Source organism: Nocardia ignorata NBRC 108230 (assembly GCF_001612905.1).
GTDB classification, from domain to species: domain Bacteria; phylum Actinomycetota; class Actinomycetes; order Mycobacteriales; family Mycobacteriaceae; genus Nocardia; species Nocardia ignorata.
The window spans coordinates 1-24,123 of sequence record NZ_BDBI01000047.1; the positions used below are offsets into that span (position 1 = coordinate 1).

The 24,123-nt window shown below is 68.4% G+C and carries 22 protein-coding genes; 11 read left to right on the forward strand and 11 right to left on the reverse strand.

Going from position 1 to position 24,123, the window contains the following annotated elements; translation table 11 throughout:
* Positions 1-67 precede the first annotated feature (67 nt).
* Positions 68-817 (forward strand): endonuclease NucS, encoded by a 750-nt coding sequence (gene nucS, locus NI2_RS30665; RefSeq protein ID WP_067498208.1) that lies wholly within the window; start codon positions 68-70, stop codon positions 815-817.
* A gap of 11 nt (positions 818-828) precedes the next feature.
* Positions 829-1,122: an Rv1322 family protein gene (locus tag NI2_RS30670; RefSeq protein WP_067498212.1), complete on the forward strand. Its 294-nt coding sequence runs from the start codon at positions 829-831 to the stop codon at positions 1,120-1,122.
* A 97-nt stretch (positions 1,123-1,219) separates the two neighbouring features.
* Here the strand turns inward: NI2_RS30670 and NI2_RS30675 are convergent, their stop codons facing one another.
* On the reverse strand, positions 1,220-2,224 hold the full coding sequence (locus NI2_RS30675; protein ID WP_067498215.1) for a coiled-coil domain-containing protein: 1,005 nt from the start codon (positions 2,222-2,224) through the stop codon (positions 1,220-1,222).
* Between the two features lie 86 nt (positions 2,225-2,310).
* On the reverse strand, positions 2,311-2,772 hold the full coding sequence (gene mce, locus NI2_RS30680) for a methylmalonyl-CoA epimerase (protein ID WP_067498218.1): 462 nt from the start codon (positions 2,770-2,772) through the stop codon (positions 2,311-2,313).
* An 89-nt stretch (positions 2,773-2,861) separates the two neighbouring features.
* Between mce and NI2_RS30685 the strand changes: the two genes are divergently transcribed.
* From NI2_RS30685 to NI2_RS30695, 3 genes are all read left to right on the forward strand, one after another.
* Positions 2,862-4,046, forward strand: a complete 1,185-nt coding sequence (locus NI2_RS30685) for an acetyl-CoA C-acetyltransferase (protein ID WP_067498221.1) — start codon at positions 2,862-2,864, stop codon at positions 4,044-4,046.
* Positions 4,047-4,137: 91 nt separating this feature from the next.
* Complete coding sequence (locus tag NI2_RS30690) at positions 4,138-4,503, forward strand: DUF3817 domain-containing protein (RefSeq protein WP_067498224.1); 366 nt, start codon at positions 4,138-4,140, stop codon at positions 4,501-4,503.
* A gap of 61 nt (positions 4,504-4,564) precedes the next feature.
* On the forward strand, positions 4,565-5,419 hold the full coding sequence (locus NI2_RS30695; protein WP_067498226.1) for a tetratricopeptide repeat protein: 855 nt from the start codon (positions 4,565-4,567) through the stop codon (positions 5,417-5,419).
* Between the two features lie 71 nt (positions 5,420-5,490).
* Here NI2_RS30695 and glgB read toward each other — a convergent pair whose 3' ends face one another.
* The 3 genes from glgB to NI2_RS30710 are packed head-to-tail and all read right to left on the reverse strand — an operon-like array spanning position 5,491 to position 10,291.
* Positions 5,491-7,647, reverse strand: a complete 2,157-nt coding sequence (glgB, locus tag NI2_RS30700; protein WP_067498229.1) for a 1,4-alpha-glucan branching protein GlgB — start codon at positions 7,645-7,647, stop codon at positions 5,491-5,493.
* Positions 7,648-9,648: an alpha-1,4-glucan--maltose-1-phosphate maltosyltransferase gene (locus tag NI2_RS30705; RefSeq protein ID WP_067498232.1), complete on the reverse strand. Its 2,001-nt coding sequence runs from the start codon at positions 9,646-9,648 to the stop codon at positions 7,648-7,650.
* Positions 9,649-9,700: 52 nt separating this feature from the next.
* The gene (locus tag NI2_RS30710) at positions 9,701-10,291 is read right to left on the reverse strand and encodes a TetR/AcrR family transcriptional regulator (protein WP_067498235.1); all 591 of its coding nucleotides are present in this window, start codon (positions 10,289-10,291) and stop codon (positions 9,701-9,703) included.
* Positions 10,292-10,368: 77 nt separating this feature from the next.
* On the opposite strand from NI2_RS30710, the gene NI2_RS30715 reads away from it, so the two are divergent.
* The 6 genes from NI2_RS30715 (at position 10,369) to NI2_RS30740 (ending at position 17,304) form a co-directional block, all read left to right on the forward strand.
* Positions 10,369-10,809, forward strand: a complete 441-nt coding sequence (locus NI2_RS30715) for a VOC family protein (protein WP_067498380.1) — start codon at positions 10,369-10,371, stop codon at positions 10,807-10,809.
* Positions 10,810-11,054: 245 nt separating this feature from the next.
* A complete protein-coding gene (gene glgP, locus NI2_RS30720; protein WP_067498238.1) occupies positions 11,055-13,625 on the forward strand; it encodes an alpha-glucan family phosphorylase in 2,571 nt (856 codons plus the stop codon).
* Between the two features lie 98 nt (positions 13,626-13,723).
* Positions 13,724-15,085, forward strand: coding sequence for an NCS2 family permease (locus NI2_RS30725; protein WP_067498241.1), 1,362 nt, complete (start codon positions 13,724-13,726; stop codon positions 15,083-15,085).
* Positions 15,086-15,150: 65 nt separating this feature from the next.
* Complete coding sequence (locus tag NI2_RS30730; RefSeq protein WP_067498245.1) at positions 15,151-15,564, forward strand: MTB12 C-terminal domain-containing protein; 414 nt, start codon at positions 15,151-15,153, stop codon at positions 15,562-15,564.
* A 186-nt stretch (positions 15,565-15,750) separates the two neighbouring features.
* Positions 15,751-16,305, forward strand: a complete 555-nt coding sequence (locus tag NI2_RS30735) for a DoxX family protein (protein ID WP_067498248.1) — start codon at positions 15,751-15,753, stop codon at positions 16,303-16,305.
* A gap of 186 nt (positions 16,306-16,491) precedes the next feature.
* Positions 16,492-17,304: a hypothetical protein gene (locus NI2_RS30740; protein WP_067498252.1), complete on the forward strand. Its 813-nt coding sequence runs from the start codon at positions 16,492-16,494 to the stop codon at positions 17,302-17,304.
* On the opposite strand, the gene NI2_RS30745 is transcribed toward NI2_RS30740, so the two are convergent.
* From NI2_RS30745 to NI2_RS30770, 6 genes are all read right to left on the reverse strand, one after another.
* Positions 17,275-18,579, reverse strand: a complete 1,305-nt coding sequence (locus tag NI2_RS30745) for a glycosyltransferase 87 family protein (RefSeq protein WP_243750145.1) — start codon at positions 18,577-18,579, stop codon at positions 17,275-17,277. The genes NI2_RS30740 and NI2_RS30745 overlap by 30 nt on opposite strands.
* A 125-nt stretch (positions 18,580-18,704) precedes the next feature.
* On the reverse strand, positions 18,705-19,403 hold the full coding sequence (locus NI2_RS30750) for a hypothetical protein (protein ID WP_067498254.1): 699 nt from the start codon (positions 19,401-19,403) through the stop codon (positions 18,705-18,707).
* 93 nt (positions 19,404-19,496) lie between these two features.
* Complete coding sequence (locus NI2_RS30755) at positions 19,497-21,542, reverse strand: ATP-dependent DNA helicase (protein ID WP_067498257.1); 2,046 nt, start codon at positions 21,540-21,542, stop codon at positions 19,497-19,499.
* A 55-nt stretch (positions 21,543-21,597) separates the two neighbouring features.
* Positions 21,598-22,134, reverse strand: coding sequence for a DMP19 family protein (locus NI2_RS30760; RefSeq protein ID WP_067498260.1), 537 nt, complete (start codon positions 22,132-22,134; stop codon positions 21,598-21,600).
* 9 nt (positions 22,135-22,143) lie between these two features.
* A complete protein-coding gene (locus NI2_RS30765) occupies positions 22,144-22,707 on the reverse strand; it encodes a nicotinamidase (protein WP_157104702.1) in 564 nt (187 codons plus the stop codon).
* A 57-nt stretch (positions 22,708-22,764) separates the two neighbouring features.
* The gene (locus NI2_RS30770; protein WP_067498266.1) at positions 22,765-24,096 is read right to left on the reverse strand and encodes a nicotinate phosphoribosyltransferase; all 1,332 of its coding nucleotides are present in this window, start codon (positions 24,094-24,096) and stop codon (positions 22,765-22,767) included.
* Positions 24,097-24,123: the final 27 nt, after the last annotated feature.

A 24,123-nucleotide genomic window follows, 5' to 3' on the forward strand; every position in this document is an offset into this window, starting at 1 on the left:
AAAGAGGCCCTCCAGCCACGCTGGAGGGCCTTTTTGCGTTCTCCGGAGCGTCCCCTAGAGTGGCCGGGTGCGCCTTGTCATTGCTCGTTGCCAGGTCGATTACGTCGGTCGGCTGACCGCTCACCTCCCGATGGCCCGCAGGCTCTTGCTCATCAAGGCCGACGGTTCGGTGCTGGTGCATTCCGACGGCGGCTCGTACAAGCCGCTCAACTGGATGAGCCCGCCGTGCTGGCTCCAGGAGCGCGACGTCGCCTCGCTGAACCCGCCGGCGGAACTGCCCGAGGGTGTGCGTCCGCTGCGCGAGGAGCCCATGCAGGCACCCGAGAACAACTTCAAGGCCCTATGGGTGGTGACCAACAAGGCCGGCGAGGAACTGCGCATCGCGATCGAGGAGATCGAGCACGATTCCTCGCACGAGCTCGGTATCGATCCCGGCCTCGTGAAGGACGGTGTGGAGGCGCACCTGCAGGAGCTGCTCGCCGAGCATGTCACCAAGCTCGGGGAGGGGTACACCCTGGTGCGCCGCGAGTACATGACCGCGATCGGCCCCGTCGATCTGCTCTGCCGCGACGCCGACGGCGCGACGGTCGCGGTGGAGATCAAGCGCCGCGGCGATATCGACGGCGTCGAACAGCTCACCCGCTACCTGGAACTGCTCAACCGCGACCCGCTGCTCGCGCCGGTGCGCGGAGTGTTCGCGGCCCAGCAGATCAAGCCGCAGGCGAAGACACTCGCCGAGGACCGGGGGATCCGTTGCCTCACGCTCGATTACGACGAGCTGCGTGGCACCGAGAGCAACGTTTTCCGGTTGTTCTAGGAAGCAGTGCCATGCCGCGTCGTAAACCGCGCCAGGAACGCCGTAGCGGCCCGCCGCCGCTCGGTGACGTGTACGGGCGCACCGAGGAGGGACCGGGCGGCGACGAGATCTATGTCGTGCGAACCGTTCTCGGTGCGCGTGCCGTGAAGACCTATCGCTGCCCGGGCTGCGACCACGAGATCGCGCCGGGGGTGGCCCATATCGTCGCGTGGGCCGTCGAGGGCGGTGAGGACGACCGTAGGCACTGGCATCAGGGTTGCTGGAACGGCAGGCGCACACGGGGCATCACGCGCCGCTGGTCCTGAACCAGGCCGAGACGCCGAAAACCGGAGGCCACCTCGATGATTCGAGGTGGCCTCCGGTTTTCCAGGTGTAGACGTGTCGTCGCAGAGTCCGACAGGGTCAGTTGACGTCGGCGCTCTCGCGGTCCTCGTCGACGATGTCCTCGTCGGAGACCTCCGGGATGGCCTTGTTCTGGCGCGAGCCCGAGACGGACTTGTTGTTGCCATTGTTGTTGTTGCTGATCGACTTACGCTCGGGAGCGCCGTCGAGCAGTTCGCTCTCACGGTTGACCGCCGCCAGCATGGCGGGCACCGAGTCGAGCTGACCGCGGATACCGAGCAGCTGGGCCAGGACCCGGCCGCGCAGCACGCGCATCTCCTCGGCCAGTTCCTTCGCGTGCGCGATCTTGCGCTCGGAGGTCTGGGTGGCGGAGCTGATGAGGCGGTTGGCCTCGTCGGTCGCGTCCTTGATCCGCTGGGCGGCCTCGGCGCGGCTGGTGGCCTCGAGCTCCTCCATGGCACGAGTCAGCTTGGTGCGCCGATCGTTCATGGTGGCCTCGAAGTCCTGCTGGGTGGCCTTGCGCTTGGCCTCGGCCTCCTTGGCGAGACGCTCGGCCTCGGCCTGGGCGGCCTCGATGATCTTGGTCGACTCGGTGCGCGCCTTCGCGAGGGTCTGCTCGAACTCGATCTCGAGCGCCTCGCGCTTCTCCTTGGTCTCCGCGAGCAGCGACTCGTACTTGCCACGCATCTCGGTGGCCTGCTGCTCGGCGATCGACACCATCTCGGCAGCCTCGGCCTGGGCCAGTGCGCGAACCTCGGACGCTTCGTCCGAGGCCAGGCGCAGCATGCGCGAGATACGGTCGGACATACCTTCGGCGGTGGTCGGCGGCACGGAGAGCCGGTCGACCTCCTTGCGGAGCTCGTCGATCTCGTCCCGGGCGTCTTCCAGCTGGGCGGCGAGATTGCGGGCCTGCGCGGCGGCAGCATCCCGGTCGGTGGCGGTGACGCGAAGCTCCGCGTCGAAGCGGTCGAAGTAGTTGCGCACCTCGTCTTGCGCATAACCCTTGCGCACAACGGTGAAGGGCAGTGCAACGAAGCGATTGCGATCGGACTCAGGTGACGACATGGCACACAAAATACAGCCTCGAGCGACACGATGGAGACTCGACCGGGAATGTGATCTCGCCGAGATTTCCCGGTCCGACCGGCCTACTAGTGCGTAACATGCGGGTTCGGCTCCACGAGCTCGATCAGCACACCCCCAGCATCCTTCGGATGGACGAAATTGATGCGAGAATCAGCGGTTCCGTGTCGAGGGGCCTCGTACAGCAAACGCAGCCCACGCTCGCGCAGGAAGCCCGAAACGGCCTCGATATCGGTGACCCGGTAGGCCAGCTGCTGCAGTCCCGGGCCGCTGCGGTCGATGAACTTGGCGATGGTCGACTCGGGCGTGAGCGGGGCCAGCAATTGCAGGGCGGTCGCGCGGTCGGCGGCGGCCGGGCACGACAGCATCGCCTCGACGACGCCCTGGGCCTCGTTCACCTCGCGGTGGGTCTCGACCATGCCGAGGTTGTCGGTGTACCAGGCCACCGCGGTGTCCAGGTCGGGCACGGCGATGCCCACATGGTCGACGGCGATGACGTAGTCGGCGGGGATGAAGTTCGCATTGGTCACCCCACGAAGCTAGCGCTACCTGCGTACCAGCCGCCGGTCCGCAGGGGTTACCGTTGAGTACAGGTTCGAACTATGAATGCGAGGCTTGCGTGACCACTTCTGTCATCGTGTCCGGTGCGCGTACCCCGGTCGGGCGGCTGCTTGGCGGTCTGAAGGACTTCAAGGCCTCGGATCTGGCCGGTGTGGCCATCAAGGCCGCCCTGGAGAAGGGTGGCGTCGCGCCCGAGCAGGTCCAGTACGTGATCCTCGGCCAAGTGCTGCAGGCCGGTGCGGGGCAGCTGCCCGCGCGCCAGGCCGCCATCGCCGCGGGTATCCCGATGGACGTGCCGTCGGTGCTCGTCAACAAGGTCTGCCTGTCCGGCATCAACGCGATCGCCTTGGCGGATCAGCTGATTCGCGCCGGTGAGCACGAGATCATCGTGGCCGGCGGTATGGAGTCGATGAGCCAGACCCCGCACCTGCTGCCCAAGAGCCGCGAGGGCTTCAAGTACGGCAATACCACCCTCGTCGACCACATGGCCTACGACGGCCTGCACGACGTCATCACCGATCAGGCGATGGGTCTGCTCACCGAGGACCGCAACGACCTCGACAAGGTGAGCCGCGAGGAGCAGGACGCGTTCGCCGCCGCCTCGCACCAGCGTGCCGCGGCCGCGTGGAAGAACGGTGTGTTCGAGGGCGAGGTCGTGCCGGTGGCCGTGCCGCAGCGCAAGGGCGACCCGGTGTACGTCACCGAGGACGAGGGCATCCGCGCCGACACCACCGTCGAGTCGCTCGGCAAGCTGCGTCCGGCCTTCCGCAAGGACGGCACCGTCACCGCGGGCACCGCCTCGCAGATCTCCGACGGTGCGGCCGCGGTGGTCGTGATGAGCAAGGCGAAGGCCGAGGAGCTCGGGCTCGAGTGGATCGCGGAGATCGGTGCCTCGGGTCAGGTCGCCGGACCGGATTCGACCCTGCAGGACCAGCCGGCCAACGCGATCCTCGCAGCCTGCGCGAAGGAGGGCATCACGCCCGCCGACCTGGATCTGATCGAGATCAACGAGGCGTTCGCCGCCGTCGGTGTCTCCTCGACCAGGAAGCTCGGCTACGACCCGGAGAAGGTGAACGTCAACGGCGGCGCCATCTCCATCGGTCACCCGCTCGGCATGTCGGGCGCCCGGATCCTGCTGCACCTGGCGCTGGAACTGAAGCGTCGCGGTGGTGGCGTGGGTGCTGCCGCGCTGTGCGGTGGCGGCGGTCAGGGTGACGCCCTGATCATCCGCGTGCCTGCCTGATATTTCGACGCGACCGGCCCCGGTGAATTCCGGGGCCGGTTGTGACGGGTGCAACTACACGGTGTCGTAGGTCATGCTGCACAATGGGCGCATGGGTTTCTTTGATCTGCGGTCTGTCGCGAGTCGGTTTCGGTTCTTCGCGGTGCTCGAGGCCATTTCCTGGGTCGGTCTGCTGCTCGGAATGGCGTTCAAGTACCTGCCCGAGGAGGGCAACGAGATCGGTGTGAAGATCTTCGGTCCGGTGCACGGTGGCATCTTCGTGCTGTTCGTGCTGACCGCGCTGCTCACCGCCCGCGAGCTGAACTGGAACTGGAAGACCACCGTCCTGGCGCTCGCCTCGAGCATCCCGCCGCTGTTCACCGTGATCTTCGAGGCCTGGGCCGTGCGCACGGGCAAGCTCGGTGAGCTGAGTGCGAACAGCAAGGGCGCCGCGGCTGCCACCTCCAGCGCTTCGTGACAAACTGGAAACCGTGACTCGACCCGCTTCCCGTCGTCCTTCGCCCGCCGTCGCCGCTGCCATGTCAGGGGCGGTGGATCTGTCCGGTCTCAAGCAGCCTGCCGCCGCTCCGGGTGGCGCGGGCGCGCCGGGTGACCATTCGGTCACCGAGGCCGACTTCGAGACCAAGGTCATCCGACGCTCGATGCAGGTGCCCGTGGTTGTCGCGCTGTACTCGCAGCGCAGCCCGGGCAGCGTCGAGCTGGTCCGCACCCTGGAACGGCTCAATGCCGACGACCGCGGTGCGTGGGATCTGGCCGCCATCGAGGCCGAAGCCAATATGAACATCGTCCAGGCGCTGCGGGTGCAGGGCATTCCGACGGTGATCGCGGTGGCCGGTGGGCAGCCGCTGGCCGACTTCGAAGGCGCTCAGCCCGAACCGCAGGTGCGTCAGTGGCTCGACGCGGTCGTCGAGGCGACCGCGGGCAAACTCGAGGGCAACGGCGCGCAGGCCGAACCCGAGAACGACGACCCGCGCTTCGTGGCCGCCGAGAACGCGCTCGCCGAGGGTGACATCGCCGGTGCCGAAGCCGCCTACGAGGCCGTCCTCGCCGAGGAGCCGAACAATGCCGAGGCCAAGGCGGCGCTGCGGCAGCTGAAGTTCCTGACCAGGGCCCAGCAGATCGACCCGGGCGTGGTCGCCACCGCAGACGCCGATCCGGGCAATCTGGATGCCGCCCTCGACGCCGCCGATGTGGAACTGCTCGAGCAGCGTCCCGAGGCCGCGTTCGACCGGATCATCGCCGTCGTCAAGCGCACCGCGGGCGACGACCGTGACCGGGCCCGCACCCGCCTGCTCGAACTCTTCGAATTGTTCGATCAGGCAGAGCCTTTCGTGATCGCCGCGCGTCGCAAACTGGCCGCCGCGCTGTACTGACGCCCATCGACCACGGGCCGCCCGGCAGTATGCCTGGGCGGCTCGTCGCATATCCGGTCGCGGGAGCGGCCTCAGGCGGGCGCGCTCAGCCAGAGGGCGCTGTGGGGAGCCAGGCGCACGGTGGCCGAGGCGGGGTGGCCGTGCCAGGGGGTGCCCTCGGCCGTGACGGCACCGAGGTTGCCGATACCCGAACCGCCGTATCCGGTGGCGTCGGTGTTGAGGATCTCCGACCAGGAACCCGTGTGCGGCAAGCCGATCCGGTAGTTCTCGTGGGTGGCGCCGGAGAAGTTGAACACGCACGCGACCGCGCTGCCGTCACTGCCCCAGCGCAGGAACGCGAAGACGTTGGCGGCGCTGTCGTCGGCCTCGATCCAGGCGTGCCCGCCGGGGGTGGTGTCCTGCGACCACAGCGCCGGATGCGCCACGTAGGTGCGGTTGAGATCGGCGACCATGGTCGAAATCCCCTGGTGCAGTGGGTTTTCCAGTTCGTACCAGTCGAGGCCGCGATCGTTGTCCCATTCGCGGAACTGGCCGAATTCCTGGCCCATGAACAGCAGTTGTTTGCCGGGGTGCGACCACATGTAGGCGAGCAGGGCGCGCACGCCGCTCGCCTTGGCGAAATCGTCGCCGGGCATGCGCGTCCACAGCGTGCCCTTGCCGTGCACGACCTCGTCGTGACTGATCGGCAGCAGGTAGTTCTCGCTCCAGGCGTAGACGAGCGAGAACGTCATCTCGTTGTGGTGCCAGGCGCGGTGGATGGGGTCGCGGCCCAGATAGCCGAGAGTGTCGTGCATCCAGCCCATGTTCCACTTCATGGTGAAACCGAGGCCGCCCACGTCGGTGCCGCGAGTGACGCCGGGCCAGGTGGTGGATTCCTCGGCGATGGTCACCACGCCGGGGTGGGCGCCGTGCACGGTGTCGTTGAGTTCCTGCAGGAAGTCGACGGCTTCCAGGTTCTCGCGCCCGCCGTAGATGTTCGGTTCCCAGCCGCCCGCCGGACGTGAGTAGTCCAGGTACAGCATCGAGGCGACGGCGTCGACGCGCAGGCCGTCGATGTGGAATTCCTCGATCCAGAAGGTGGCGTTGGCGACGAGGAAGTTGCGTACCTCGTTGCGGCCGAAGTCGAAAACGTAAGTGCCCCAGTCGAGTTGTTCGCCACGGCGCGGGTCGGGGTGTTCGTAGAGCGGGGTGCCGTCGAAGCGGGCAAGCGCCCACTCGTCGCGCGGGAAATGGGCCGGCACCCAATCGAGCAGCACACCGATGCCCGCGTTGTGCAAGTGGTCGACGAAGTAGCGGAAGTCGTCGGGGGTGCCGAAACGCGAGGTCGGCGCGTAGTAGGAGGTGACCTGGTAGCCCCAGGAACCGCCGAAGGGATGCTCGGCCACCGGCAGCAACTCGACATGGGTGAAACCCGCTGCCCGGACGTATTCCGCCAGCTGCTCGGCGAGTCCGCGATAGTTCAGGCCGGGGCGCCAGGAGCCGAGGTGCACCTCGTAGACGCTCATCGGGGAGCGGATCGCATCGGTACTCGCGCGCCGGTCCAGCCAGGCGCTGTCGCCCCAGATGTGGTCGGCGCGGGCCACGACCGACGCGGTGGCGGGTGGCACCTCGGTAGCGAAGGCGAGCGGGTCGGCGTGGTCGACCACGCGACCGTCGGCGCCGTGCACCCGGTACTTGTAGCGCGTGCCCGGACCGACACCGGGAACGAAGACCTCCCACACCCCGGAAGTGCCGAGCGCGCGCATCGGCGCCGATTGCCCACCCCAGTGGTCGAAGTCGCCGAATACCGTGACGCCCCGCGCGTTCGGTGCCCACACCGCGAACGAGGTGCCGTCGACATCGCCGTCGAGAGTGGTGTAGTGGCGGGGATGCGCGCCGAGTACCTCCCAGAGCCGGGTGTGCCTGCCCTCGCCGATGAGATGCAGGTCGAACTCGCCGACGGTCGGCAGGAAGCGGTAGCCGTCGGCGGTGACGACCGTCGGGCCGCCGGGGTATTCGGTGCGCACCCGGTAGTCGTCGATCCGGGGGTACGGCAGGACGGCCGCGAAGATGCCGTGCCCCAACGACTTCAGCCGGTGTTCGGCGCCGCCGACGAGGACGGTTACCGTGTCGGCGTGCGGGCGCAGCACGCGCACGGCGGTGCCGTCGGCGTGGGGATGGGAGCCGAGAACGGTGTGCGGGTCGGGATGGGTACCCGCCGCCAGCAGCATCAGATCGCGGCGCTTCATCTAGAAGCTCCGCCGGAAGGCGAGGGCCGCACGGGCTTCGGCGGGCACCGCGGGCAGGGCGATGATGTGGGCGACCGCGCGTGCCGGGTCGAGCCGCACCCAGTTGCGCTGGCCCCAGTGGTATTCCTCGCCGCTCACCTCGTCGAACACCACCGGGTGGTCGTGCCATTCGCGCCCGATCGCCGGCATGTCCAGGCTGACGTGACCGTCCTCGGCGGCGTAGGGGTTGAGGTTGACGATCACCAGCACCGCGTCGCCGCTGACCGGATCGAATTTCGAGTAGGCGATCAGCGCGTCGTTGTCGACGTGGTGGAAATGGATGCAGCGCAACTGTTGCAGCGCGGGGTGATTGCGGCGGATCTCGTTGAGTCGGGTGAGCCACGGTTCCAGCGACTCCCCACGATCCAGGGCGCCGGCGAAGTCGCGCGGACGCAGTTCGTACTTCTCCGAGTTCAGGTATTCCTCGCTGCCCGGGCGCACGGCCTCGTGCTCGAACAGCTCGTAGCCCGAATACACGCCCCAGGTGGGGCTGAGGGTGGCGGCGAGGGCGGCGCGCAGGGCGAACATGCCGGGGCCGCCGTGTTGCAGGCTCTCGTGCAGGATGTCGGGGGTGTTCACGAACAGGTTGGGCCGGGCCTCGTCGGCCTTGGCGGCCAGTTCGTAGCCGAACTCGGTGAGTTCCCACTTGTGCACGCGCCAGGTGAAATACGTGTAGGACTGTGTGAATCCGCGCCTGGCCAGGCCGTATAGGCGCGCCGGACGGGTGAAGGCCTCGGAAAGGAAGATCACGTCGGGGTCGGTGCGGCGCACCTGCGCGATCAGCCACTCCCAGAAGTCGGCTGGCTTGGTGTGCGGGTTGTCGACACGGAAGATGCTGACGCCTAACGCGATCCAGTGGCGCACCACTCGCAGCACCTCGGCGTAGATGCCGTCGGGGTCGTTGTCGAAATTGACCGGGTAGATGTCCTGGTACTTCTTGGGCGGGTTCTCCGCGAAGGCGATGGTCCCGTCGGGCAGGGTGGTGAACCACTCCGGATGCTCGGTGACCCAGGGGTGGTCGGGGGCGCATTGGAGGGCCAGATCGAGGGCCACTTCGAGGCCGAGTTCGGTTGCCCTGGCTACGAACTCGGTGAAATCTGCCTCGGTGCCGAGGTCGGGGTGGATGGCGTCGTGACCGCCGTCGGCCGAGCCGATGGCCCAGGGTGAGCCGACATCGCCGGGCTCGGTGGTCAGGGAGTTGTTGCGGCCCTTGCGGTTCACCGTTCCGATGGGGTGGATCGGTGGCAGGTAGACCACGTCGAAGCCCATGCCCGCGATGCGGGGCAGGTCGCGGGCGGCCGTGGCGAAAGTGCCGTGCACCGGGTTGCCCTCGGCGTCGCGGCCACCGGTCGAGCGGGGGAAGAACTCGTACCACGAACCGACGAGGGCCCGACGGCGTTCGGCGAGTACCGAGAATTGCTGACCGCGCGTGACCATCTCCCGCAACGGGGTGGCCCGCAGGATCTCGGCGACTTCCTCGGTGAAGGCAGGCGCCACGCGCGCCGGCAGTTGTTCCTCGCTGCGCAGGGCGTTCGCGACGGCGTGCAGCCGCTCGAACTGCCGCTTCGGCACCGCCTGGGCGGCGCGCTCGAACAGGCGGGCGCCGATCTCGAGGTCGTTGGCGAGATCGGCGGCCGACTGACCGACCGACAGCTTCGCCTCGACCGCCGAGCGCCAGGTGGCGATGGGATCGCTCCAGCCCTCGACCCGGTAGGTCCACACGCCGGGCACGTTGGGGGTGAACACCGCGTTGAACACATCGGGTTCGTAGTCGGGCGTCATCCGGATGCGGGTGACGCGCGAGGATCCGGGCGCGCGCACGGCCAGGCTCGCGGCAACCGCGTCGTGGCCTTCCCGCCAGACGACTACCCGAACGGGAAAGACCTCGCCGACCACGGCTTTGGCCGGGCGGCCGCCTGCGATGGACGGGGCAATGTCATCGATGGCAATCCGGCCGCTCACCCATGCCAAGGTACTGCACACCGCGCCCGATCGCCGGGACGAGCGCGCCAGGTCAGGGCAGGGGCGTGCGCAGACCGGCCAGGAGGCGGTCGAGGGCGGCGAGGGCGTCGGGGAGGGAGCCGGGATTGGTGGCCAGCCAGAGGGCTGCCTCGTTCATGGCGCCGGAGAGCAGATGGGTGAGCGGGGTGACCGGCTGCGGTGGCAGCGTGCCCGCGTCGACGAGGGTTTGCAGCGCCTCACCCAGGTGGCGGGCGGAATTGGCCTCGTCGAGGGCGCGCCACTCGTGCCAGCCGAGTACCGCTGGGGCGTCGACGAGCATGATGCGCTGGATGTGCGGGTCGGCGCAGGCGCGCAGGAACGCCGCGCAGCCGGTGGTGAGCTGGGTCCAGGGGTCGGGTTCGGCGTCGGCGGCGGCCGCCACCTGCTCGCCGACCTCCTGCTGCACCTGCGCGAGGACGGCCTTGAACAGGTCGGCTTTGCTCTCGAAGTGGTGATACAGCGCGCCTTTGGTGACACCAGCTGCGGTGACGATCTCCGAGAGGCCGACTGCCGCATAGCCTTTCGCGGAGAACAGCTCCCTGCTCACCCGCACCAGCAGGCGTCTGGTCTCCTCGCGCTGCTGCGCCCGTGCCGTCGAAACCATCGCCGTCCTCCCATTGACCTACCACCGGTATGTGAACTAGCCTACGACATACCAACGGTATGTGAAAGGTGAACACCATGCGGCTCAGCAGCTGTTACCCCGTCCTCGCCACCAGTCGAATCGCAGAATCGCGCGACTTCTACACCACCTGGTTCGGCTTCGAGATCACCTTCGAAGCCGACTGGTACGTGAGCCTGCGCCGCCCCGGCCGCGACGGCGAACCGACCTGCGAACTGGCCCTCCTCGATCCAACCCACCCCACCGTTCCCGCCGGCTACGGCAAACCCGTCCAGGGCCTACTGCTCAACTTCGAGGTCGACGACGTAGACGCCGAATGGGAACGAATGGTCGTCACCGGCGGCCTCCCCGCCGAACTCGACCTACGCACCGAGGACTTCGGCCAACGCCACTTCATCCTCGCCGACCCATCAGGCGTACTGATCGACGTCATCACCGAAACCCCACCCACCCCCGAGTTCGCCGCCCAGTTCACCCCAGGCGCCACAGCAACCGACTGAGCACAGGGAACAACTCCCCGAGAACGGGCCTACGCTGATCCGCGACTCCGCCTGGCCGCCGACACAAAGTCCCCACGCCCGAGTCTGGCGCGAGTCTCCGGAGCAGCAGGCGAGCACATGGGTAACTCCCCGGGAACGGGCTCACCCAGCCATCTCCCCAAAGCTTGCCGCGTCCCCAACTCGCCCCGCGCCTGAGTCTGGCCTGAAGTCGCGGGGAGGCGGACAGCCCAGCTAGTGTTTGGCGGGTGAAGGCACTTCGTCGGTTCACTGTCCGTGCCCATCTGCCGCAGCGGCTCGCCGCGCTGGGTGAGTTGTCGACGAACCTGCGGTGGTCGTGGCACGGCCCCACCCAGGATCTGTTCGCCGACCTGGACCGGGAGCTCTGGCGCACGGTCGGCCAGGATCCGGTGCGGATGCTGGGGGAGGTGCCCGCCGAGCGGCTCGACGAGCTCGCCGCCGACCCCGCCTATCTCGCCCGCGTCGACTCGGCCGCCGAGGGCCTGCGTGACTATCTGAGCAGGCCACGCTGGTTCCAGGAACAGCACACCACCCGGGTGGCCGGGATCGCCTACTTCTCGATGGAGTTCGGTGTCACCGAGGTGCTGCCCAACTATTCGGGTGGGCTCGGGATCCTCGCCGGCGACCATCTCAAGGCGGCGTCGGATCTGGGTCTGCCGCTGATCGGTGTGGGGCTGCTGTACCGGTCCGGCTACTTCCGGCAGTCGCTGTCGGCCGATGGGTGGCAGCGCGAGCACTACCCGGCGCTCGACCCGCAGGGTCTGCCGCTGCGCCTGCTCACCAGCGACGGTTCGCCGGTGCTGATCCATGTCGCCATGCCGGAGGGGCGGGTGCTGCGGGCGCGGGTGTGGATCGCCCAGGTGGGGCGGATCCCGTTGTTGCTGCTCGACTCCGACATCGCCGAGAACGACCCGGAACTGCGCGCGGTCACCGATCGCCTGTACGGCGGCGATCAGGATCACCGGATCAAGCAGGAGATCCTCGCGGGTATCGGTGGGGTGCGTGCGGTGCGGGCCTACACCCGTGCCAACGGCCTGCCCGACCCCGACGTGTTCCATATGAACGAGGGGCACGCCGGTTTCCTCGGGGTGGAACGCATCCGCGAATTCGTCGCGGACGGACTGGATTTCGACACCGCGCTGGCGACCGTGCGGGCCGGGACGGTGTTCACCACCCACACCCCGGTGCCCGCCGGTATCGACCGGTTCCCGATGCCGTTGGTGCGCAGGTACTTCGGCGGAGCCCACGGCGAAACCGAATCCGCCTTGCTGCCAGGGCTTTCCGTCGACCGGATCCTCGCTTTCGGACGCGAGGCCGATCCGTCGGTGTTCAATATGGCGCACATGGGTCTGCGGATGGCCCAGCGCGCCAACGGCGTCTCGCGGCTGCACGGTGAGGTGAGCCGTGACATGTTCGCCGGGCTCTGGCCGGGATTCGACGCCGCCGAGGTGCCGATCGGTTCGGTCACCAACGGCGTGCACGCGCCGACCTGGGCCGCCCGTGAATGGATCGACAAAGCGCGCGAACTCGTCGGCCCCGAACTGGTGGAGGAGGCGCGCGGCTGGGAGAAGCTCAGCGACGTCGACCTCGAGCAGCTGTGGACCACCCGGAACACATTGCGAGGGGTACTGATCGAGGAGGTCCGCCGCAGGCTGCGCGAGTCCTGGTACCAGCGCGGCGCCGCCGAGGCCGAATTGGGTTGGGTGGACGAGGTTTTCGACCCGAATGTCCTCACCATCGGTTTCGCCCGCCGGGTGCCGACCTACAAGCGCCTCACACTCATGCTGCGTGACCCCGACCGGCTGCGCGCCCTGCTGCTCGACCCCGAACGCCCGGTGCAGCTGGTAGTCGCGGGCAAGAGTCACCCCGCCGACGACGGCGGCAAAGCGCTCATCCAGCAGGTCGTCCGCTTCGCCGACGATCCGGCCGTGCGGCACCGCATCGTGTTCCTGCCCGACTACGACATGTCGATGGCCCGCTACCTGTACTGGGGTTGCGATGTGTGGCTGAACAATCCGCTGCGCCCGCTCGAGGCGTGTGGCACCTCGGGCATGAAGTCGGCGCTCAACGGCGGGCTCAACCTGTCTATCCGTGACGGGTGGTGGGACGAGATGTACGACGGCGAGAACGGCTGGTCGATCCCCACCGCCGATGGTGTGCGCGACGAGGTGCGCCGCGACGACCTCGAGGCGGCGGCGCTGTACGACCTGGTCGAACGCACCGTCGCACCCCGCTTCTACGACCGGGACGCGAACGGCGTGCCGGTCCGGTGGACCGAGATGGTCCGTCACACCCTGCAGACCACCAGCCCGAAGGTGCTCGCCTCGCGCATGGTCCGCGACTACGCCGAGCAGTACTACGGTCCGGCGGCCGCGGCGTTCGCGACCGCGTCGGCCGACGACTACGCCGGCGCGGCGCGGGTCGCGGAGTACCGGCGGCGGGTGGAGGCCGCGTGGCCTTCGGTGCGCGTCACCCAGGTGGACAGCGCGGGCCTGCCCGATACCCCGGTGATCGGTGCGGAACTGTCGCTGGACGCGCGCGTGGAACTCGGTGGGCTCGCGCCGTCGGATGTGGTGGTGCAGGCGGTACTCGGGCGGGTGTCGCCCGACGACGACCTGTCCGACACCACGACCATCGAGATGCGGCACACCGGCAGCGACGGCGCGACGGAGCTCTACGAAGTGCACGCGCCGGTTCCGCTCTCGGGCGCGGTCGGGTACACGGTTCGTGTGCTTCCCCACAATCCCCTGCTCGCCACCGACGCCGAACTCGGCGTGGTGGCCGTCGCGGGCGCGTGACTCTACACCCCCGGGCGATCGCGGGTTCTTCGATTCAGTGAACTTTCCGCTACCGTTCCGGGGCATCCTTCTTCTTTGAACCCGCGGACTGGAGAGTCATGGCCAGCGATGTCGTAACCCGCGCCCGGCGGCGCATCGACGGATACTTCGGTATCACGTCGACCGGGTCAACCTTCAAGCGCGAGGCGATGGCGGGCACGGTCACGTTCCTGGCGATGTCGTATGTGCTCGCGGTGAACCCGTCGATCCTCGGCGACGAAGGTGCGCTGGGCGACAAGGGCATTCCGATGCAGGCCGTGTTCACCGCGACCGCCGTCGCGGCCGTGTTCGGCACGCTGGTGATGGGTTTGTGGGCCAAGTATCCGATCGCGCTCGCGCCGGGTATGGGGCTCAACGCCTTCTTCGCCTACACCGTGGTGTTGGGCATGGGCATTCCGTGGCAGGTCGCGTTGTCGGGCACGTTCCTTTCCGGCGTCATCTTCTTCGTGCTCGCGATCACCAAGGTCCGCGAACGGATTCTCAACGCGATCCCGTTGCAGATGAAGTTCGCCGTCGGCGCGGGTATCGGGTTGTTCGTCGCGTTCCTCGGGCTCAAGAACGCGGGCATCGTGGTCAACAACGAGGCGACTCTCGTCTCGCTCGGTGACTTCACCGAGGGCACCACCCTGCTCGCGCTGTTCGGCCTGGTGGTGACCGTGATCTTCCTGGTGATCGGCTGGCACGGCGCGGTGCTCTACGGCATCGTCGCCACCACGGTCGTCGGCATGGTCTCGGGGCTGGTGAAGGTGCCCGACGGTATCGCCGAGATGCCCAAGGGGCTGGATCAGACCTTCGGGCAGGCCATCATTCATCTACCCGACGCGTTCACCGGGCAGATGATCGTCGTCGTACTCACTATGCTGTTCGTCGACTTCTTCGATGCCTCGGGCACGCTGATCGGCGTCGCGAATCAGGCGGGCCTGCTCAACAAGGACGGCACGCTGCCCCGTGCGGCGAGTGCGATGGCCGCCGACTCGGTCGGCACCACCGCGGGCGCGATCATCGGTACCTCTACGACCACGGCGTACGTGGAATCGACGGCGGGCGTGTCGGCCGGTGGTCGGACCGGGCTCACCGCGGTGACCACCGCGGGCTGGTTCCTGATCGCGATGTTCTGCTATCCGGTCTTCTCGGTGATCGCGGGTTCGGCCGAGGTCACCTCGGCCGCGCTGATCGTGGTCGGCGTTCTCATGGCCCGCGCGCTCGGCGATATCGACTGGCAGCATCTCGAGTACTCGGTGCCCGCGTTCATCACCGTCATCATGATGCCGCTGACGTATTCGATCGCCAACGGGCTGGCGATGGGCATGATCTTCTACCCCGTCGTGATGGTCGCCAAGGGTCGGGCGAGGGAGGTGCATCCGGCGATGTGGGCGCTGATGGTGCTGTTCCTCGCCTACTTCTTCTTCCTGGTCGAGTAGGTGCTCCGGGCGTAGGTATGTCTATACTCAGCCTAGGCTTGCCTAACTTTGAAGGAGATTTACCTATGAAGCGCTCGTTCGCTGCCGCGTCCCTGGCGGTTGCCACCCTCTTCGCGCCCGTCACCGCTGCTGTCGTCGCCACCGCGCCCGCCGCGATCGCCGCCCCGGCGACCCCGTCGACCGGTGAGCTGCAAGGCAAGCTGCAGGCCGCCATGAACGGCTCGGCCGCCGAACTCGAGTCGGGCAACGCGAGCGGCCTCGCGGTCGTGAACCAGACGGTCAACCGCATCCCCGGCTACAGCTGGAGCGTCTCCGGTCCGGTCACCGTCGAGGGCGACACCCTGTCGGCCACGCTGAACAGCACCCTCGGTGACTACACCTTCCCGATCCCGGTGACCTGGAAGGATGTCGACGGCACCTGGAAGCTGTCGCAGGAGTCCGAGAGCACGCTGGTGAGCTACGCGACCATGGCCTGGTGAGCTGAAAAGTTCCCGATGGAAGGGTCGCCCCGATCGGGGCGGCCTTTTCGCATTTTTGTGATGAGGATCACGTCTCTCGGGGGGCTGGCGTGAAATAGTGGTCCAGGCCCCAGGGGTTGTGACCGAGTGGGCAATCGGACTCCAGTCCGATTGCGGGATGCTTCGAATCGCAGATGAGGACACGCCATGACCGACACCGCCACGCGCATCGCTCCGAGCACTACCGCAACTACCGACGAAGCCGCCGCGACCAGCATCGGCCTCCTGGTTCTCCGCATCGGCTTCGGCGGTCTGATGGCCGCCTACGGCACCCAGAAACTCTTCGGCTGGTTCAACGGTATGGGCTGGCAGACCACCGCCGACAGCTTCACCGCCATGGGTTACAACCCCGGCGAACTGTTCGGCACGCTGGCCGGTGTCACCGAACTCGTCGGTGGCCTGCTGCTGGTGTTCGGCCTGCTCACCCCGCTGGCCGGCGCCATCGTGCTCGGCACCATGATCAACGCGATCAACGTGATGTGGGCCGGTGGCCTCTTCCCGACCGATCCCGCCGTCCCGGGCTTCACCACCCCGCTGCTGTTCGCGCTCGTCGCGGGCGCGCTGGCCTTCACCGGGCCCGGCCGGTTCTCGCTCGACGCCGGTCGTCCGTGGGCGCGCCACGGCGTGGTGTGGGGTGCGGCGGCCGTCGGCATCGCTGTCGCGGCGGCCGTGCTGACGCTGATCCTCAAGGCTGCGCTCTGACATAGCTGTTCCAGCGGCGCGGTGACTTCGGTTGCCGCGCCGCTTTTTTCGTCATTCGCTGGTCACTTTTTCGATGCCGTGGGTTGCCCGGAGTGTGCGCGGGTGTCGGCGGGGGCGGATAGTCTCGTCGGCGACACCGCTCGCACGGTGTCGACCATCGTCCGCGCGTCGAAGAGGAGAGCTGCGATGAAGGCCTATGACCTGGGGTTCGGGGATTCGGCGGACAAACTGGCCGAGACACCGGGTGGTGAACCGCTCGAGCTGGCCTCGCCGGTGCGCGCCGGGTGGATCGGTAGCGAAGGTCCCGGCATCGATCCGGCGACGTGGCCGCGCGGACCGGTCACCGGGCTGCCGATGATGCACGCGCTCACCCTGCGGCTGCCCGCCGACTTCCAGCGGCGCGGACCCGGCTTCCCGGCGATCGCGTTCTTCCAGGGCGAGGGGCAGTTCGCCGACGCGACCGCTCCGGTCGAGGCCGACGCAGGCTCCGACGACCCGCTGGCGCGCGACCTGGTCGCCACCCGTCTGCACCCGCAACTGAATCTGCTGCACGACGAGATCGGCGGGGTGTTCGCGCTGATCTGGTTGACGGAGAAGGAATTCGAGGCCGGGCCGGTGGCGCCGCCCGCCGATATCCGCCCGCCCGGCTCGCCCGCCGCGAGCGACGAGGGCTGTAATGCCTGGGACGACGTGCACCCGACCATCGGTGTGTGGCTGGCCGAGCGCGTCGACGATCCCAATGTCGGCATCCCGCCCGTCGAGTACGTGCCCGACACCGCCTACCAGGACCCGCTCACCGACGATGCGGGCTGGACCCCGTGGGCCGAACCGCTGTTCGGTCGTTCCCATCTCGGCGGCACCGCCTTCCCCGTGCAGGCGCTGCCCGAGGGACTCACGCCCTACTACCTCGAGATCGAGGAAGTCTCGGGCATGAACTTCGGCGGCGGCAACGCCCAACTCGACCTGGAGTCAGGCGTTTTCGACTGGGCGTGCGGGTAGCTTCTCCGGGATCACCACGGTGTCGACGGCTGTGGCCGCAGGTGAAAAACCTTCGGCCACAGCCGGTTTCGGCGGCCCTCGATACACGTGGACGGCGATGCCCACGAGCACGATCAGGTAGATGACGACGTAGATGTTCAGCAGCGCCTGGTGGAAGGGCCACCACGGTGGCAGCAGGAAGGTACCGACACTGACCCAGGTGGGGGTGTAGGTGTAGGTCCAGGCGGCGACGGCCAGGTAGAGGCCGGCGGCGGCGAGGAACCACGGCAACCGGGTCTGGGCCCGGTGGATCAGATACACCAGCAGCGGCACGAACCAGACCCAGTGGTGGCCCCAAGAATAGGGCGACACCGCGCAGGCGGTGAGGCCGCCCAGGGTCACCGACAGCAGCGGTTCGTCGCGGCGCACGAGCACGGCCGCCAGCCACAGTGCGACCAGCGCCACCGGCACCGCGATCAGCAACCACAACCACACCGGCGCCGGGTCGTGCAGCAGATGGGCGATCGCGCCGCGCAGCGACTGGTTCGACGGATGCACATCGGGGGCGATCCGGCCCGACTGGAAGAACGTGGAGGTCCAGTACTGATAGGAATCGCGCGGCAGGATCAGGCCGGTCAGCCCGATCGTCGCCACGAAGGTGAGTGCGGCGGTGAGCGCCGCCCGCCACCGGCGCTGAGCCGCGTACTGGGCGATGAAGAACAGCGGGGTCAACTTGATGCCCGCCGCGATACCGACGCCCAGGCCACGCAACTTGCTGTCGGGCCCACGGGAGAAGTCCCACAGCACAAGCATCATCAGCCACAGATTGATCTGCCCGTAGTACAGCGTGGTCCGCACCGGCTCGATGAAGGTGCAGGCCAGGCCGATGAGCATGCTGAGCGCGACCAGGCGCGGCGTCACGCGGTAGCCGAGCATCCGCCAGCTCTGCAGTACACAAACCACAAGAACTACCAGGTTGAGCACCAACCAGACCGAGGTGACCAGGTCCCACGGCACGAGTAGTAACGGCAGGAACACCAGTGCCGAGAACGGCGTATAGGTGTAGAGCAGGCCGTAGTGGGTCGGCTCGATGTAGAGCGCCTTGTCGTGGAGCGCTCGCCAGCCGCCGTCGCGGTAGATGTGCACGTCCAGGCCGCCGGCGAGGATGCCGCCGCTGTTCATGTGCGGGTCCATGGTGGTGAACAGCAGCGTCACGCCGAGGGCTGCGGTACCGAGTAGCAGGATGAGCGTCAGGGTGATGCGCGGCAATTCCGCGCGTCGAGATCTCTCCGCCACGGCCGTGTTACCGGCCGGCTCGCGTCGTATGCACGACTAAGAACCTACCGCGCCGGTCCCCGGGGGTCGCCCTCGGTAGGCACCGTCTATCAATTGGACACTGTAGAACCGCGCTGACCTGCGGCTCACGCGTGCAGGGTGAGCATGGTGTCGGCGCCGTGATGGAACTCGTAGCGAGTCTTGCGTAACGAGGTCCGGATACCCTTGTCGTGCAGTTCGGTTCGCAGGTGGGCGATCAGGTCGTCGAGCGGGGCACCGGTGTAGTCCAGTAGCGGGTACACCCTGGTCTCGACCGTGGCCACCCGGGTGAGTTCGAGTAGGGCGGCCAGGTGGAAGTCGGCGTCGAGCCGGTCGGCGTAGCTGAACAGCAGGTGCGAGCTCAGCGCCAGATCGAAGGAGCCGTCGGCGCACGGCAGCGAGGGCAGGCGTCCGGCGAGGTAGCGGTGCGGTGCGGCGCACACGTCTACGGCGAAACGGGCGGCGGCCGCGCGGCGCATCGCGGCCTGCTCGGCGGTGCCGCCGTACCAGTCCCAGCGGTAGCGGCCCGCGTGACGGTGCGCCCACGCCACCGCGCGCTCGGTTTCGGGGACGGCGCGGGCGGCCAGTTCGCCTGGCTCGCTCGCGTAGATGGGGTCGATCGCGGTGACCTCGGCACCGAGGGCACTGGCCTCGGCGGCGAAACTCGCCGCGCCGCCGGGGCAGTCGAGGATGCGTCGGCCGGACAGGTCGTCGTCGGACAGGCAGAACATCGCGCGGTACTCGGCCAAAGATCTTGCGCTGACCAGAAATTCGTCGAGTACCTCGCCATCGGCGTGGTGCGTCATCACCCAACCGTCTCACGGGTCACATTCACCTGGTAGTGATTTCGCCGGTGTGGTCACCCGGATTGCACGACTCGCGGTGAAAAACTGTGCCGCTCAAGCGGATGCGGTGAGCCTGCGCAACGCCTTGGCTACCACCTGGGGGTCGGTGGTCTCCCAGTACGGCGGCAGCGAGGCTCGCAGATAACCGCCGTAGCGGGCGGTCGCCAGGCGCGAATCGAGGATGGCGACGACCCCGCGGTCGTCGACACTGCGCAGCAACCGGCCGGTGCCCTGGGCGAGCAGCAGCGCGGCATGGTTGGCCGCCACCGCCATGAACCCGTTGCCGCCACGCGACTCGACCGCGCGCTGACGGGCGGTGAGCAGCGGGTCGTCGGGGCGGGGGAACGGAATGCGGTCCAGGATAACCAGACTCAGCGAGGGGCCGGGCACGTCGACGCCCTGCCAGAGGGTCAGGGTGCCGAACAGGGACGTGGCCGGGTCGTCGGCGAACTTGCGCACCAGCGCGCCCATCGAATCGTCGCCCTGGCACAGCACCGGGGTGTCGAGCCGTTCACGCAGCGCCTCGGTGGCCGCCTTGGCCGCGCGCATCGAGGAGAACAGGCCGAGCGTGCGCCCGCCCGCGGCGGTGATGAGCTGCTCGATCTCGTCGAGGTAGGTGGGGGAGAGGCCGTCGCGGCCCGGTGCGGGCAGATGCTTCGCGACATACAGGATGCCCGACTTGGCGTGGTCGAACGGGGAACCGACGTCGAGGGAACTCCAGCGCACCGACTCGGCGTCGGCCGGTGGAGTCGCGCCGTTGGCCAATGCCGGATCGGTCTTGCCGGAGGACTGCGAGGGCAGGCCCCAGGTGATGGCGAGACCGTCGAACGATCCACCGATCTGCAAGGTCGCCGAGGTGAGGATGACGGTCGCGGTGCCGAAAAGCCTGCTGCGCAACAATCCACCCACCGACAGCGGCGCCATCCGCAGGGTGCGGCGCGCGACACCGCGCACCTCGTCGGCCGAGAGCCAGATGACATCGTGGCGCGCGGCCGGATCGGACTCCTCGAACGCGGTGAGCGCGCGCACCGCCGCGTCGTGCACCTCGTCGAGCGCGGCGACGGCCAAGGTCTTGGCGGCGGCGTTGTCCGGGTCGTCCTGGGTTTTCACGCTGCCCTGCGGTGCGAGCGCGGTGCGTGCGTTCCAGGCGGCATCGCGCACGAGGGCGAGGACGGGGGCGATGCCGTCGGGCAGCTGGTCCCAGCGACCGGCAGGCAGGTCCTCGATGGCCTGATGGAAGGCTTCGGCGGCGCCCTCGAGCCGGTCGACCTCGCGCTCGTCGACCAGCTTGGTACAGCGGCGGGCGGCGGCGCTGATGGCGGGTGCGGCCAATTCGGCGGTGGCGACGCCGGTGACCCGGTCGACCAGTTCGTGCGCCTCGTCGATGACGACCACATCGTGCTCGGGCAGGATCTGGATGCCGCTGATTGCGTCGATGGCCAGCAGCGCGTGATTGGTGACGACCACATCGGCCTGCGCCGACTCCGCGCGCGCCTTCTCGGCGAAACAGTCCTGACCGAACTGGCAGCGGGTCTTGCCGAGGCACTCGCGCGAGGACACGCTCACCTGGCGCCAGGCCCGATCGCTCACGCCGGGGGCGAGTTCGTCGCGGTCGCCGGTCTCGGTGTCGGAGGCCCACTCGTTGAGGCGCTGCACCTCGCGGCCGAGGCGGGAGATGGCGAAGGCGTCGAACAGCTCCGCCTCGCCGCCGGTGTCCTCGGGGATCACGCTGTTGATCTTGTTCAGGCACAGATAGTTGTTGCGGCCCTTGAGAATCGCGAACTGTGGCACGCGACCGAGCGGTTTGGTGAGCGCCTCGGCCAAGCGAGGCAGATCGCGGTCGACGAGCTGACGTTGCAGCGCGATGGTCGCCGTGGACACCACGACCGTTCGCCCGGTGCGCACCGCGTGCCGCAGGCTCGGCACCAGATAGGCCAGCGACTTACCGGTGCCGGTCCCCGCCTGCACGGCCAGGTGTTCCTTGGTGTCGATCGCGTGGTCGACGGCGGTGGCCATGGTGGTCTGCCCGGTGCGCTCGGTGCCGCCGAGGGCATGCACGGCGGTGGCGAGCAGGTCGGCGACGGGGGGGAGTTCGGGCACGGGGGCCAGCTTATCCGTGGGGTCGGACAGGTTCGCTCGTGAGCATCGCCTCGGCTCAGGGTTCGCGGATGAAGTCGTCCAGGTTGGCTCTGATGTAGTCGAGGACTCGTTGTTCGAAGTCTTCTGGCTCGTTGATGTCGTAGATCTCGTCGGGGTCGTCGGCGCGGTCGCCGGTGGGGCGGCGGATCTGGTCGGGTTCGGCGAGGGTGCGGTGTTCGTCGTCGAAGAAGCGGTCGAGGGGGTCGTCCGGGGAGTCGGGGGAGGCGTCGCGGGCGGCGAGGACGGCGGCGGCGGCCAGGCGTGGCATGCCTGCGGCGCGCAATGCTCTTGTGGCCCAGGGGAGTTCGGTGCGGCGAGTGCGCAGGTAGGTGCTGAAACCGGAATCCAGGACCGTGGTGTGCAGGCTCGTCAGGGCCAGCAGGTGGGCGAAGGCGGGCGGCAACTGGCCGAAGGCGCCGATCCCGGTGCGGTGCAGATCGTCGGCGGCCGGGTTGGCCCAGAAGACGATGTCGGCGGCATCGTGAATGCTGTCGACCTCGGCCAATGCCTGGGTCAGCCTGTCGCGCGCCTGCGCCGGGAAGCGATAATCCACACAGTGAGCCTAGGCGGGCACCTCACCGCTCAGCTCGACACCCGCGTCGCGCAGGGTGGTGAGCGCGGTGGCGGTGGTCTCCGGGGCGACGCCCGCGGTGAGGTCGAGCAGGACGGTGGTGTCGAAACCGGCGGTGCGGGCATCGAGGGCGGTGGCACGCACGCAGTGGTCGGTGGCGATGCCGACCACGTCGACGTGGTCGATGTCGCGGGCGCGCAACCAGTCGGCGAGGGTGGTTCCGTCGGCCGACGCGCCCTCGAAACCCGAATAGGCGGCGCTGTATTCGCCTTTCGAGAACACCTCTTCGACCAGTCCGGTGTCGAGAGCGGGATGGAAATCGGCGCCCGGCGTACCGACCACGCAGTGCGGCGGCCAGGAGTCGACGTAGTCGGGGTTGTCGGAGAAGTGGGCGCCGGGGTCGACGTGCCAGTCCCTGGTCGCCACGATCGCGTCGTACTTCTTCGCGGCGACATGGGAGCTGATGGCCGCCGCGACCCTCGCGCCGCCGCGCACAGCCAGCGATCCTCCCTCGCAGAAGTCGTTCTGCACATCCACGATGACCAACCCGCGCATCACACTGTCCTCCCGATCATTGCGTCCATACCATTGTCCCCTCGCGTTCGCGAGGTGTCAGCCGAGGAAGGTGGTCGGGATGGCGGGCTCGCCGTCGGAGAGCTTGAGGCCCTCCCACGGCAGGCTCACCAGACCCTGCGCGACCAGCTCCCGGCTGCGTGCCAGCGTCGCGACGCCGTCGACCGTCTCCCCGCCGCGCACCAACGGCACCTGGAGCTCGCGCACCTGGAAACCGTTGGTGGAGGGCGCTTCTCCCGCAGCCGGGTAGACGATCTCCTCGACGATGGTCCCGGTGGCCCGCGCCAGCCGCACCGCCTTCTTCGCCCCGCCACGCGACTCCTTGTGGCTGCTGCGTTTGGCGACCGGGATCCCGTCGACCTCCACGAGTTTGAACACCATGCCCGCCGTCGGCGCACCGGAACCGGTGACCAGGGAGGTGCCGACGCCGTACACGTCGACCGGTTCGGCGCGCAGGGCGGCGATGGCGTACTCGTCGAGATCGCCGGAGACGACGATGCGGGTGCCGGTGGCGCCGAGCGCGTCGAGCTGGTCGCGCACCTGACGGGCCAGCACACCCAGCTCGCCGGAATCGATCCGCACGCCACCCAGTTCGGGCCCGGCCACCTCGATGGCGGTGGCGACGCCACGGGTGATGTCGAAGGTGTCGACCAGCAGCGTCGTCCCGATGCCGAGTGCCTCGACCTGGCTGCGGAAGGCGGCCGCTTCATGCTCGCCGTCGGCGCCGCTGTGCAGCAGGGTGAAGGCGTGCGCGCTGGTGCCCGCGCCCGGCACACCGAAGCTGCGCACCGCCTCGAGGTTGGAGGTCGCGTCGAATCCGGCCAGGTAGGCCGCTCGCGAACTCGACGGCGCGGCCAGTTCGTGGGTGCGCCGCGAACCCATCTCGATCATCCGGCGCCCGGCCGCGGCGCTGACCATGCGGGCGGCGGCCGAGGCGATGGCGCTGTCGTGGTTGAAGATCGACAGGACAAGCGTCTCGAGCACCACACATTCGGCGAAGCTGCCGCGCACGGTGAGGATCGGTGAACCGGGGAAATACAGCTCGCCCTCGGCGTAGCCGTCGATATCGCCGGTGAAGCGATAGTCGCGCAACCAGTCGACGGTCGCCGGGTCCAGGAATTTCTCGGCGATCGCCAGCTCCTCGGCGCCGAACCGGAAGCGGGTGAGGGCCTCGAGCAGCCGCCCGGTGCCCGCGACGACGCCGTAGCGGCGGCCGTGCGGCAAGCGTCTGGCGAACACCTCGAAGGTGCACCGCCGCCGCGCCGAACCGTCGGCGAGCGCGGCGGCGAGCATGGTCAGTTCGTACTGGTCGGTCAGCAGCGCGGTGCTCGCTGACCCGTCACGGATCTGCACACCCGAAACTCTAGTCACGGCGGGTGTTGTATCTGGGTGGCCTCG